At 63.7% G+C, this 13,182-nt stretch carries 12 protein-coding genes; 8 read left to right on the forward strand and 4 right to left on the reverse strand.

Annotated features, from left to right (window positions below):
• The 7 genes from AC1DT7_RS15385 to AC1DT7_RS15415 form a co-directional block, all read left to right on the forward strand.
• Positions 1-575 (forward strand): NmrA family NAD(P)-binding protein (locus tag AC1DT7_RS15385; protein WP_478036908.1); only part of this gene is annotated, 575 nt, incomplete at its 5' end.
• A gap of 72 nt (positions 576-647) precedes the next feature.
• Positions 648-1,571 (forward strand): alpha/beta hydrolase, encoded by a 924-nt coding sequence (locus tag AC1DT7_RS15390; protein ID WP_478036909.1) that lies wholly within the window; start codon positions 648-650, stop codon positions 1,569-1,571.
• A 42-nt stretch (positions 1,572-1,613) separates the two neighbouring features.
• The gene (locus tag AC1DT7_RS15395; protein ID WP_478036910.1) at positions 1,614-1,997 is read left to right on the forward strand and encodes a hypothetical protein; all 384 of its coding nucleotides are present in this window, start codon (positions 1,614-1,616) and stop codon (positions 1,995-1,997) included.
• A 453-nt stretch (positions 1,998-2,450) separates the two neighbouring features.
• A complete protein-coding gene (locus AC1DT7_RS15400; RefSeq protein ID WP_478036911.1) occupies positions 2,451-3,668 on the forward strand; it encodes an MFS transporter in 1,218 nt (405 codons plus the stop codon).
• Positions 3,665-4,927, forward strand: coding sequence for an arsenic transporter (locus AC1DT7_RS15405; RefSeq protein WP_478036912.1), 1,263 nt, complete (start codon positions 3,665-3,667; stop codon positions 4,925-4,927). The genes AC1DT7_RS15400 and AC1DT7_RS15405 overlap by 4 nt, the downstream gene beginning before the upstream one ends.
• Positions 4,924-5,277, forward strand: coding sequence for a hypothetical protein (locus AC1DT7_RS15410; protein WP_478036913.1), 354 nt, complete (start codon positions 4,924-4,926; stop codon positions 5,275-5,277). Before AC1DT7_RS15405 ends, AC1DT7_RS15410 begins: the two co-directional genes overlap by 4 nt.
• The gene (locus AC1DT7_RS15415) at positions 5,274-5,903 is read left to right on the forward strand and encodes a DedA family protein (RefSeq protein WP_478036914.1); all 630 of its coding nucleotides are present in this window, start codon (positions 5,274-5,276) and stop codon (positions 5,901-5,903) included. Before AC1DT7_RS15410 ends, AC1DT7_RS15415 begins: the two co-directional genes overlap by 4 nt.
• 177 nt (positions 5,904-6,080) lie before the next feature.
• On the opposite strand, the gene AC1DT7_RS15420 is transcribed toward AC1DT7_RS15415, so the two are convergent.
• Complete coding sequence (locus tag AC1DT7_RS15420; protein ID WP_478036915.1) at positions 6,081-7,058, reverse strand: SDR family NAD(P)-dependent oxidoreductase; 978 nt, start codon at positions 7,056-7,058, stop codon at positions 6,081-6,083.
• Here AC1DT7_RS15420 and AC1DT7_RS15425 point away from each other — a divergent pair.
• Positions 7,018-8,580 carry an SDR family oxidoreductase gene (locus AC1DT7_RS15425; RefSeq protein WP_478036916.1) on the forward strand — a complete coding sequence of 521 codons (1,563 nt, stop codon included), beginning with the start codon at positions 7,018-7,020 and terminating at the stop codon, positions 8,578-8,580. The genes AC1DT7_RS15420 and AC1DT7_RS15425 overlap by 41 nt on opposite strands.
• A gap of 155 nt (positions 8,581-8,735) precedes the next feature.
• Here the strand turns inward: AC1DT7_RS15425 and AC1DT7_RS15430 are convergent, their stop codons facing one another.
• From AC1DT7_RS15430 to AC1DT7_RS15440, 3 genes are all read right to left on the reverse strand, one after another.
• Positions 8,736-10,085: a metal-dependent hydrolase family protein gene (locus AC1DT7_RS15430; protein WP_478036917.1), complete on the reverse strand. Its 1,350-nt coding sequence runs from the start codon at positions 10,083-10,085 to the stop codon at positions 8,736-8,738.
• A 2-nt stretch (positions 10,086-10,087) separates the two neighbouring features.
• The gene (locus tag AC1DT7_RS15435; protein WP_478036918.1) at positions 10,088-12,367 is read right to left on the reverse strand and encodes a TonB-dependent receptor; all 2,280 of its coding nucleotides are present in this window, start codon (positions 12,365-12,367) and stop codon (positions 10,088-10,090) included.
• Between the two features lie 256 nt (positions 12,368-12,623).
• Positions 12,624-13,136, reverse strand: coding sequence for an Lrp/AsnC family transcriptional regulator (locus AC1DT7_RS15440; RefSeq protein ID WP_478036919.1), 513 nt, complete (start codon positions 13,134-13,136; stop codon positions 12,624-12,626).
• Between the last annotated feature and the right edge of the window lie 46 nt (positions 13,137-13,182).

A 13,182-nucleotide genomic window follows, 5' to 3' on the forward strand; every position in this document is an offset into this window, starting at 1 on the left:
AGGGCGAGGCCTATGCCGACGTTCCCCACTTCGCCAGCAAGATGACCGTCGAGCGCATGATCGACGCCTATGACCTGCCCGCGACGATCCTGCGCCCGGCCTATTTCATCCAGAACGACATGCGGCAGAAGGACGCCCTGCTCGGCGGCGGCATCTACGGCATGCCGGTCGGCGCCAAGGGCATTTCGATGGTCGATGTCCGCGACATCGGCGAGGCCGCCGCCAAGGAGCTCCTGCGGCGCGAGCAGGCGAGCGCGCCGCTTCCCCGCGAGATCTACGAACTGGTCGGTCCCGACGCGCTCACCAGCGATACGCTCGCGGCGCTGTGGAGTGAGATCCTCGCACGCCCGATCGCCTATGCGGGCGATGACCTGGACGGCCTGGAACAGCGTCTCAAGAGTTTCGGTCCGGCCTGGCTCGCCTATGACATGAGGCTGATGATGCGCCGCTACCAGGAGGACGGCGCCGTCGCGACCGACGAAGACGTTGCTCGCCTGACGGCACTGCTTGGCCATGCGCCGCGTTCATACCGTGACTTTGCTCAAGCTGCCGCTTCCAGCTGGTCACAAGGCTGATTGGGACTCCGCCGGTCTTATCGACCGGCGGCGCCGCAATGTTCCTTACGAACACGTTCAAGGACGAACCTGATGACCGAGACCTATCACAAGGAGTATCTGCTCGATCGAGCCGCGATGGTGGCGATGCGCGCTATGATCGCGCTCCAGCCAGCGGCCGATCTCGGCCCCGATGGCCGCGCCGCGTTCGACGACCTGATGGGGAGGACCCCGCCGGCCGACACCGCCACCTACGAAGCCGCCGAGGTCGGTGGCGTTTCGGGCTGGTGGTGCCGCACACCCGAGGCGACGCCGGGCGCCGCGATCCTCTATCTTCATGGCGGCGCGTATGTAGTCGGCTCGGCCCAGGCCTATCGGAACTTCGTGGGGCAGATAGCGCTACGCGCCAAGGTCGATGCGTTCGTTCCGGACTATGGCCTCGCGCCCGAGCGGCCATTTCCGGCTGGGGTCGATGACGCCGAGGCGGTCTATAAAGGGCTGGTTGCTGCGGGCATATCCCGGATCGCGATCGTCGGCGACTCGGCAGGTGGCGGGCTGGCGCTGGTCACCACCACGCGGATGACCGCCGCCGCGCGGGACGGCTTGGCGCCGAAACCGGCCGCCGCGGTCGCCATGTCCCCATGGACCGATCTCGCCTTGACCGGCGACAGCATGACGACCCGCGCCGATCACGATCCGTTGCTGACCCATGGGGCGCTGGAGCAGGCCCGCATCACCTATCTCGGAGACACCGATCCGAAAGATGCGGAAGCGTCGCCTTTATATGGCGATCTGACCGGCCTGCCGCCGGTGATGCTTCATGTTGGGGAAGACGAAATCCTGCTCGACGATGCGCGGCGCATGGCCAGCAGCATCGCAGCTGCCGGTTCGGTCGCCGAACTCCATATCTGGCAGGGCATGGTTCACGTGTTCCCGGCCAACCTCGCTCTCCTGCGCGCCGCCCCTGAAGCGCTCGAGATCATAGCCACCTTCCTGCGTTCCAATCTGCGTGATTGAGAGTTCCAACCCTGTCCTCTGAAAATTTGAAGGAGACTTTCGATGACTCGCATCCTGTTCGTTGGCCAGAAACCAGAGACCGTCGACTTTTCGGACCCCTCGCTGCCGCCGGGGTTCGATGCGGAGAAGATCAACGCCGGCATCGCCGTGGCGGTCGCGAAGATTCACGAGCGCGGCTGGGACGGCGACACGTGCATGATCACGCCCGACGACGCCGGGCGCGCCGTGCTGGAGACGCAGTTGAACAGCGCACATTATGACTGCGTCGTGATCGGCGGTGGTCTGAGGATCCCACCGAAGGGTCTCGTGTTGTTCGAGACGGTGGTCAACGCAGTCCACAAGGCGGCACCCGACGCGAAGATCGCGTTCAACACCCGTCCGGAGGATACGGCGGAGGCCGCTGCCCGTCAGCTTAAGGCCGGCTAAGCCCCGAAGCGATCATCGAGCGTCGATAACCGGCGTTTTGACGGCACCCCGGCTCGCAGGTAGGGGCGCCGGTTCCACCGATCTCAGCGGTCCACGGTGACGCGTGACCGGTTTCGTCCACGATTTTGGGGTGCGCGAGCGCCCGCTGCGACAGCTGACGTACCGGCCCGCACCATCGTGCGGGCCTGCGGCAAGCGTGTCGTGGTTCACTTTGCGTGAGCGCTCACTTAAACTCAAACTGAACGCGCCCGTTCAGCGTGATGGCACCCTGGTACCGTTACTGGAACCACACGCCCGCCTTCGGGTTTCGTGCCGACCACCCGCTCGAGGAAGCCCATCCATGATCTGCTGTCTCCGTCGAGCCAAGAACCTCAAGCCGAACGATCGCCCATCCGATTCGTCCCTGCAGTGACCCGGGCGACGGATCACCAAGCCGGGTCCAAACGCTCGCGCATGGCCCTCGAGGCGTTGAACTTCTCTATGGCCGACATGCAGGCAGGGATCGGCCCGTTTCTGGGCGTTTTCCTTCAGGGCAAGGGTTGGGCGACCGGTGCAATCGGCACCGTGATGACGATCGGCGGAGTCGCCGGAATGATCATGACCGCGCCGGCCGGCGCCTTGATCGACGCGACGCGAAGGAAACGCGTCGCCGTCATCGTGTCCGGGATTTTCACCGTCCTGGCGTCCACGCTTATCTGGTTTTCGCAAAGCGTCTGGGTGGTGGCGACGTCGCAGGTGGCGACGGCGATTGCAGGAGCAGCCATCGGGCCCGCCGTCGCGGGGATAACGCTGGGCATCGTGCGCCAAAAAGGATTCAACCGTCAGAACGGCCGCAATCAGGCGTGGAACCATGCCGGCAACATGGTGGGCGCGGCGCTGTCGGGATATCTTGGCTGGAGGTTCGGCTTCGGCGCCGTGTTCGTGTTGGCCGCCTTGTTCGGCGCGCTGGCAATCGTCTCGGTCCTGTTGATTCCGGAACACGAGATAGATCATCAAGCGGCGCGCGGTCTTGAAGGAGGCGATACCGACGACGGCGGCAAGGCCGAAGGCTTTCGGATGCTGGTCCGAAACAAGCCCCTGCTCATTCTCGCCGCCAGCCTTGCCTTCTTCCATCTCGGCAATGGCGCGCTTCTGCCGCTCTACACGCTGGCTGTCGCATCGACACACGGCAATCCGGCGATCTTCGCGGCGGAAATGATCGTCGTCGCGCAAGCGGTAATGATCGTGGCCGCGATCATCGCAATGCGGATGGCGGAGGCGCGTGGCTATTGGCTTGTGATCCTCATCACCTTCCTGGTCCTCCCGGCTCGGGGCCTGATCGCGTCGGCATACATCACCACCTGGGGCGTGTTCCCCGTCCAGATTCTCGACGGCGTAGCAGCGGGCCTGCAAAGCGTCGCCGTGCCGGGATTGGTCGCCCGCATCCTGGCCGGAACCGGCCGCGTCAATGTAGGCCAGGGCGCCGTCATGACCGTCCAAGGCATCGGCGCATCGCTTAGCCCGGCGATCGGTGGCTGGATCGCGCAAGAGCTGGGCTACCACGTGACGTTCCTCGTGCTGGGCGGGTTTGCCCTTGTATCCGTGGTGCTGTGGATCGCCGCCGCCGGGACATTGAAGCCGGCGTGCTCCGGTCGACCGGACAGGCCGCTTGCAAAGCGCGCCGCGGAATGATTGCTCCGATCACAGCGCGCTGGGCGATCTGGGGTATTTGCGCCCTGGCTACCGCCGGGGTGATCGTTCGCCCCTTCAAACTGCCCGAGGCAATTTGGGCCGTGATGGCAGCAGCAATCCTCGTCATTTTGGGTCTGTTGCCGCTCGGCTCGGCCGGTATCGCCGTGATGAAGGGCGCCGACGTATATCTCTTCCTCACGGGCATGATGCTACTGTCCGAAACCGCGCGTCGCGAAGGCCTGTTCGACTGGGTCGCCGTGCACGCCGTCACAATGGCACGCGGTTCGACGAGCAGACTCTTCACGCTTGTCTTCGCGGTCGGAACCGTTGTGACGGTCTTCCTGTCGAACGATGCGACCGCCGTCGTGATGACACCGGCCGTTTACGCCGCCGCGCGCAAGGCGAAAGCGGATCCGTTGCCGATGCTGTTCGCCTGTGCCTTCATCGCCAACGCCGCCAGTTTTGTGCTGCCGATCTCGAACCCCGCAAACCTCGTCATGTTCAGCGGGCAGATGCCCGCGCTCGGCAGCTGGCTGGCGTCATTCGCATTGCCGTCGCTGCTCGCCATCGGGATCACGTTCGGTGCATTGCGCTGGACGCAGCGAGACATGCTGTCCGGGAAATGCGAGACTCAGGTCACGGTAGCCCCGCTAAAGCTCGGGGGCGTGATTTCGCTCGCAGGCATCCTCGTCATCGCCGTCGTCCTTGTCACCGTTTCCGCTTTCGGTCTCGATCTGGGATTGCCGACCTTCGTTTGTGGTGCGGCAACCGTGACTTTTGTATGTGTTGGCGGTCGCCAGTCTCCTGTCCCGATCGCGCGAGGCGTCTCGTGGTCCGTCCTTCCTCTGGTTGCTGGGCTGTTCGTGCTGGTCGAAGCGTTGACACAAACCGGCCTGATTGACGTGCTCGGCACGGCCTTGCGAAACGCATCGTCCATCTCGCCGGCCTGGAGCGCAATCGGATCGGGATCGGCCCTCGCGCTTGGATCGAACCTCGTGAACAATCTGCCTGCCGGACTGATCGCAAGCGCGACGGTTGCGCAGGCCACTTCGCCCCGGATCGTGACGGACGCGCTACTGATCGGAGTCGATCTCGGCCCCAATCTTTCGATCACTGGTTCGCTCGCCACGATATTGTGGCTGACCGCAATCCGGCGCGAAGGTGAAAATGTCGGTTTCTGGCAATTTCTAAAGGTCGGGGCGATCGTGATGCCGCCCGCATTGCTCGCGGCCCTTGCGGCGCGCATGGTGATGGCATGATTTCACCTCGGCGGGGGCGCCGGCTCCTCATCATTCTGTTTGTCGCCGTGATCGCGTTCACAGGCTATCATCTGGTCCGAACAGTCAGTTCGGCTATCTACTGGCAGCAACATCGCGACGAACAGATCGAGCGCTGGATGCCGATCGGCTACGTCGCGCATTCCTACCATGTCCCGCCGTGGATATTGGAGCGTGCATTGGGCCTGCCACACAAGCCCGACCCGCGGCCGCTCGGACGGATCGCGAAGGAGCAGCGCCGCTCATTCGATGACGTGGTCGCGCGCCTCAACGATGCGATCGTGCATGCCCGCCCGCCCTATCCGCCTCCTGGCCCGCCGCCTCGACCATGACCGCGCAGGTTCTGGAATTGCTGACGACCTATGGTTTGCCGGCCTTGTTCGCGATGATGGTCATTGGTGCGGCCGGCATACCCTTGCCCAACTCGCTGATGTTGATTCTGCTCGGGTCGCTTGTGTCGCAGGGCGATATGGAGTTCTGGCCCGTCATCGCCGTCGGGACCCTTGGCGCCGTGATCGGGGATCAGGCTGGCTATGCCGCCGGACGCTTCGGCGGGCGACCGCTTCTGGGTGCCATCACTCGCCGTATCGGCGGCGCCGACAAAATCGACAAGGCCGAAGCGTTCTCTCGCAAATGGGCTGGGATAGGCGTGTTCCTGACCCGATGGTTGATCGGGCCGCTGGGTCCGTGGGTAAACGTAACCAGCGGATTGTCGGAATATCCGTGGTGGCGCTTTCTTGTCGCGGACGTCGCCGGGGAGTTTCTGTGGCTGCTGATCTACGTGTCGGTCGGTCGCCTTTTCAGCGACCAGGTTCAAGCGATAGCCGACGTGCTCGGAAATCTCACCTGGGTGATCGTCGGTCTTGCCGCCGCAGGTCTGCTAGGCTGGAAACTCTTTAGGCGCACACCGGCGACGGATGAGATCGACGGTAGAGCGACAGCGCAAATCGCACGTTAGCGGCACATAAGCGCCAAATGCCAGCTAGACCACGTGGGCCGGCCAATCGATCCGCTCGTCCGATCGGTCGACTCTAGCCTCGCGGTTGGTCCGATATACCTCGACCAACGTCAGGACGCGGCCGAACGGAACAGCGTTAGTGGAGCCGTTTGGACGACGCGAAGAAGTCGCGGCCGTTCAGGGTATGAAGGCGTGACCAAGACCGCCGTCCACTGCGATCGACTGCCCGTTGATGAAGCTCGATCGGTCCGAGGCCAGCCAAAGAGCGGTTTCGGCGATGTCCCCTGTTTCGCCCAGCCGGCCGAGCGGAGAGCGTTCGAGACGGCTGGCCATCGCCTCCGGCGTGAGCATCGCGAGCAAGCCCTCGGTGGCGATCGTAGAGGGTGCGATCGCGTTGACGCGAATGCCATGCCTTCCAAGTTCGATCGACGCGGACCGGGTCAGACCGTCCACGCCGGCCTTGACGCCGGCATAGATCAGCGCGTTGGGACTGCCGAGACGGCCGGCCATTGAGCCGATATTGATAATCGAGCCACCATTTTCCCGCATTGCCGGCGACGCCGCCTGGATACCCCAGACGATACCGCCGAGACCGATCCGCATCATGCGATCGAAGGTCTCGGGCACGATATCGGCTATGGGTTCATACTTGTTCCACATCGCGTTGTTGACCAGCACGTCGAGCCGGCCGAACGCCGCCAGGGTCTGGGCGACAGTGGCGTGTACCGCATCACGGTCGGCCACGTCGCAGCCGATGCCGATCGCCTTGCCGCCCGCCGCGTTGATTTCGTCGGCGACCGCGCCTGCCCAGGGCTGTTTGAGATCGACGATAGCCACGCTTGCCCCTTGGGACACGAACAGCGTGGCGATCGCCCGGCCAAGACCGCGCGATGCTCCCGTTACGATTGCCACCCGTCCGGCAAGTTCTCCCGCCATTGTCGCTCTCCCGCTGCTTTGTCTTCGACCTATCAGCCGCACGTTCGGCCGGTCACGCGTTCGGCGGAGGCGGTGGTACGTATCCCATCTGCGATAACCGCTCTCCTTCGACGGCGCGCTTTGCTCACGGACGGGCAACGCGGTTGTCTGCCGGCAAAGCGCATGACAGGAGAGTTTGATGTCCGTCCCACCTGCCCCGGCATCCCGCATCGTGATCATTACCGGTGCCGCCGCCGGGATCGGCCTGGCCACCGCTCGCGCATTTGCCGACGCTGGCGATACGGTGGTGCTGACCGATCTCGACATGTCTGCGGTCAAGGCGCGCGCGACGGCATTGGGTGACCGCCATGTCGGGTTAGTGATGGACGTCTCCGACGAAGCGATGGTGATCGCTACCATTGCCGCCGTCATGAACCAGTTCGGGCGGATCGACGTGCTGATCAACAACGCCGGAATCGTCGACCCGACTGCGAGCCAGGTGATCGGCAAGCCGATGAGCGAGGTGCGGCGGTTGATCGCGGTAAACGTGGATGGTTGCTATGTTGCCGCACGCGAGGCGGGGAAGATCATGATCAGCCAGGGATCGGGATCGATCGTCAACCTGTCGTCGGGGGCGGCGCTTTCGGCGCTGCCGGGGCGCACGCCGTACAGCATGACCAAGGCGGCGATCCTTGGTCTGACGGATGCGCTGGCGTGCGAATGGGCAACTAGCGGCGTGCGCGTGAACGCGGTGCTTCCCGGCTATGTGCGTACCGAAATCCTCGCCTCGCTGGAACGCGCCGGCAAATTCGATCCGAGCGTGGCCGGTGCCGCGGTGCCGCTGGGCCGGATGGCCGAGCCTGCGGAGATCGCCGCCGCCATCCTCCACGTCGCCGGCGCGCGCTATATGACCGGCGCTGCTTTCCTCGCCGATGGTGGCGTCGCTGCCTATGGCGGACGGGCGGCGGCCTCGCGCGCGCCGGTGAGCGGACGCGTGCCCAAGGGCACGGTGCTGGTAACCGGCGGCGCATCGGGTATCGGTGCGTCGATCGCCGATCACTTCGTGCGGCTGGGCGCGAAGGTGGTCGCGGCTGACGGTGATCGGAATGCCATTGCCACCCTGCCCGGCGATCGCACCGGCATCGCGCTCGACTTGACCGACGAGGAGGCGGTGGAGGCAGCGGTGGCGGAAATTACCGCGACGACCGGCCCCATCGCGGTGCTGGTCAACGCGACGAGCATCGACGACACGGCCACGCCGACGATCGACCGGCGCCTAGCCGATTTTCGGCGTACATTCGACGCCGGGGCGACGGGCACGATGATCGCCGCGCGCGTGGCGGCGCGGGCAATGGCCGCAACCGGGCATGGCGGCGCGATCGTCAACCTGGCTCCGGGCATGACAAGCGGTCGAATGCCGCGGGGGCCCGCTAATTCGGCGGTGGGGGCAGCGGTGACGATGCTGACGAAGAGTCTGGCGTGCGAGTGGGCGGAACACAATATTCGCGTCAACGCCGTGGTGTCCGGCCATGTCGAGATACTGCAATCAGCGGAGCTGGAGCCGACAGATCAGCGCGATCTGGAGCAGGCACGAGGTCGCATTCCGATGTGCCGCCTTGGCGATCCGGCGGATATCGCCGATGCGGTAGCCTTCCTGGCCTCCGACGCGGCAAGCTATGTCACCGGCATCAGCTATGCCGTCGATGGACCTTGCGGCGCGTCCGTTGCATCCGGCGATTTCGTACAGACCGCTGATTTATAGGATCCTGCCCATCGATTTCGACCGATCGCGCGGACGGGGGCTGGTTAGAAAGTACGTTCGCGCGGCGCCGGAGAGGCAGAGAGATGGTTCTCACTGTCCACTCACCATGTCCGCTCCGCGTCATTGCGGCGCCGCGCGAACCGATCTTTTTCCGCTTATTGCCCGGTCGCCTTGACGATCTGTCCGCCTTTCATGACGAACGCCACGCGCTGCAATTCGGTAATGTCGGTCAGCGGATTGCCGGTGGTGGCGATGATGTCGGCATAGCGGCCGGGCTTGATGGTACCGATATCGTCGGCGTCGCCGATCAGGTCGGCGGCGGCCGATGTCGCCATCAGGATCGCGTCGATCGCGGGAATGCCAGCCTTGACCAGCAATTCGAACTCGCGGCCATTCTGGCCATGCGGATAAACGCCGGCATCCGTCCCGAACGCCATTTTGACGCCGGCCTTATAGGCGTTGAACGCGTTCTGGCTCATCACCGGGCCGACCGCCAGCGCCTTGGCAGCGACCGATGGCTTGAGCAGTTCTGGATGCTGCTTGGCATATTGCACCACAGTATCGCCGGCGATCAGCGTCGGCACCAGATAAGTGCCGTTGCCCTTCATGATCTTGTAGCTCACATCGTTGGCGAACGATCCATGCTCGATCGAATCGACGCCGATCTGCGATGCATGATCGACTGCCACTGCGCCATGCGCATGCGCCGCGACCTTCATGTGCAGCGTGCGCGCCGTCTCGACCACTGCCTTGATCTCGGCATCGGTCATCAGCTGCGCGTGCGGATCGTCGCCGACACTGGCGACGCCGCCCGACGGCACGATCTTGATCAGGTCGACCCCGGCACGGTGATGCGCGCGCACCGCCTTGATCGCTTCTTCCGGCCCGTCGATGATGCCATCGGTCCATTCCGGCTTGGACAAGGCCTCGTCAAAGCCGGTGCTGAAATCGGCATGGCCGCCCGTCGGACCCAGAATGCTACCCGCGACCCACATGCGCGGGCCGGTGACCGTGCCCGCCGCAACCGCCTTTTTCAACGCGACGACCGCCGGCGTATAACCGCCGACATCGCGGACCGAGGTGAAGCCTGCGAGCAAGGTCTTGCGCGCATAGCCAGTCCCGTCGAGCAACTCGTCATAGGGAGTGCGGGTCACCTGATTGAGCATCGGCGAGCCCGAACCCAGTTGCAGCAGCAGATGGACATGGGTGTCGATCAACCCGGGCAGGACGGTGCTTTTCGACAGATCGATCACATCGGCGCCGGCCTGCTCGGTAAAGCCGGCGGTGACCGACACGATCCGGTCGTCATGGATCAGGATCGAAACATTGCTGCGCGTGGTGCGCGACACGCCGTCGATCAGCTGCCCGGCATGGATGATCACGTCCTTTGCCAGCGCCCCCGGCGCCGCGAGCAGGCTGATGGAAAGGGCCACCATCGCCGATCCGCGCTTGATGGTCCTGATCATGCCACTGTTGATCATCTCGCTGTTCCTCTTGTCCGCCATGGTCAGAAATGCTTCATCAGGTCGATGCCGATGGTGCGCGGGGTGATGCTGATCGCGCGCACCTTGTCGAGCCCGCCAAAGGCATTGGCGCTGAGCTTGGCGACGATCGCCGCGCTGTTGGTCAGATTGTTGGCGAACAGCGCCACACTCCAGTCATCGTCCGCGCCGCTGATCCCGGCGCGCAGCCCGATCGTGGCATAAGCGGGCAGTTCCCGCTGGAACGCGCTGGTGTGGCGGAATTCGGTCCAGGACGAGCCGCTATAATAGACGTCCGACCGCAACAGGCCCTTCAAATTAGGGCTCAGCGCCCAGCCATATTGCACGCTGCCCTGTACCGTGGCCTTGGGCACATAGGGGATCGGATCACCCTTGAGCCCCGGTGCGACCAACGTCTGATTGGCCTGGTTCTCCAACAGATGGGCATCGATGTAGGAGCCCGATGCCTGGAGTTGGAGCCCGGTCAGCGGCACCAATGTGGCCTCGACCTCAGCGCCGCGCACCCGTGCCTTGCCGGCATTGGCGATGAACGCGAAATTGGTCCCGGGCAGCGTGCCCGAGGTCTGCATATTCTGCCAGTCGATCTGGAAGATATCCGCATTGAAGGTCAGCATGCGGTCGAAGAACATGCTCTTCAACCCCAGCTCGTAATTCCACAAATGGTCGGAACTATAGGTTTGCAGGCTGGCAGGCAGGCCGACCGTCTGATTGACGCCGCCCGGCCGCTGGCCGCTCGATGCGGTGGCATAGACCATCACCCGGTCAGCCAGCTTGTAACTGGCATTGGCTTTGTAGAGCCAGCCATTCTCGCTGCTCGACTGGTCGGTCGACGGGCCGGCGACAAAGCCGACGATCGGGTCGGGCACGGTTACCGCGCCGGTGACGCGGCGGCTGTAATGGAAATACCGGATGCCACCAGTCACTGACAGGCGATCGGTGATCTCATAGGTCGCCTCGCCGAACCCGGCGGTCTGTCTCAATTGATCGGTGATGACGCGCTGACCGAGCAGGGTGCTCGCGGTGACCGGCAATATCGCGCCATTGCCCGGATTGACCCGTACGATATTGCTCTCGAAATCGCCGTCGCGGTTCGAATAGTAAAAGCCGGCTGTCCACTGCAGCGGGCCATGGCCGCTTGATGAGATGCGCGCCTCGGCGCTGTCGGTCCTGGTGATCTGCGGCGAATTGGCCACGGACGGCGCCTGGGAATTGAACGCGATATAATTGGGCGACCCGACCGGATAGAGCGCGCCGAATGTCCTGAAGAAGGACGAGAAATCATAGCTATAGTTGAAATCGCGATAGGCGTGCGATCCGATCGCGGTCAGCGTCACCGGGCCGAGATCCCAGTTGATCGTGCCGCTGTACAGCTGCGTCTTGTCCGACAGCGGCTCCTGCGCCTCATAGGTCGTTTTGTAGGCGCCAGCCGCGAGATAATAATCATTGAGCGAACCGCGTTGATTCTGGATCACGGCGAGCGCGTCGATCGTCAGTCCCTCGACCGGCTCGGCACGCAGCATCAGCCGCCCGCCCTTGCTGATCTGGCCGTTAATGTCCTTTTGGCCCAGCGTGATATTGTCGATATAGCCGGGCGCGTCCTGATAGAAGCCGACCGCGCGGATCGCCAGCTTGCCATCGATCAGCGGCACATTGACCATCGCCTGATTCAGGAACCCGACGCCGCCATGCGCGACATCGGACATTTGCCCTGCCACGGTGGCGGAGATGGTCTCCAGGTTCGGCTTGTTGAAGATCATCCGCACCGTGCCGGCCATCGACGATGATCCGTAAAGCGTGCCCTGCGGGCCGCGCAGCACTTCGACCCGCTCGACATCGAACAGGCGGATGGTCGGGGTCGTGCCGCCGGCATCGGCATTGACGCCGGCAGATCCGATCACTGGCGTTTCGTCATAATAGAGGCCGACCGTCGCTTCGCCCGCCGCGCGGATGTTGCGGATGGTCAGGCGCGACCCGGAAAAACCGCTTTCGCGCACCACCAGCCCCGGGCTGACGCGGGCGAGCGAGGTGGAATCCGTGATGCCCATGGTGCCGAGCGTCTGGCCGCTGACCGCAGTGATCGCGAGCGGTGTATTCTGAATGCTGGTCGACCGCTTCAACGCGGTGACGACGATATCGCCGCCCTGTTCCGTTTCGGCCGGTGTGGCGGCCGTTTCGTCGGTTGCGGTCTGGGCCTGTGCGGTCCCGGCCGCGCCGGTGATCGCCGTGGCGAGCAACAGCGCCTTCATACGAACATGGAAACGGCGGTGGCGCGGTTCGGTAGACATAGTCAATAACCCCAAATGGCGTTGCGCCCGGCGCGGACCTTCCCGCGATCCGCCTCAGGCCATGTGCCTGTTCAGGAGTTCCCCGCCGCGCGATTTCTGTGCCGGCATCTTCCGCGTCGATATGCGACAACGCCATGGCAACGCCGAAAATGACCCGCCAAATCATATTGGTGATTTGGCAATTTATAGTTGTTTTGCTCTACCCTGGGCGATGAAGCTGATTGATGAGTGTCGATTCACCCGCGAATCGTAGCCGTCATTCGCCTTCATCGAGCGCGTGGGGCTCAGGAACATGAAGTGGGCGCAGACTGCCCGTCTCCAGCGGCGTGATCGCTTTCAGCGCGAAGCTCGACTGAATATGTGCGACACCCGGTATGCGGGTCAGCTCGGCCAGCAGATCGCGATAATGTTCAAGGTCGCGCACTGCGGCATGAATCAGATAGTCGGACACGCCGGTGACCAAAAAAGCCGAGACGATTTCGGTCTGCGCACCGATCTTCGCCTCGAATGCGCGCAGCACATCATCGATCTGGCGCTCCATCGTCACGGTGATGAACACCGTCATCGCTCCGACCAGTCGGTCGCGATCGAGCCGCGCACTATAGCCCTTGATGATGCCGATCTCCTCCAGCCGGCGGACGCGGCGCAAGGTAGGGGTCAGCGACAGGCCGATCCGATCCGAAAGATCGCGCCAACTGATCCGCCCATCCTCGCTCAGCGCGTTGAGAATTCTGACATCATGATCATCGATATCCGCCGCTTTGGTCATAGCGCGCTCCATCCTCTCGTCCGGGACGGTCGGGGTATCAGGCGCG

The sequence above is a fragment of the Sphingomonas sp. P3_C6 genome (assembly GCF_056402595.1).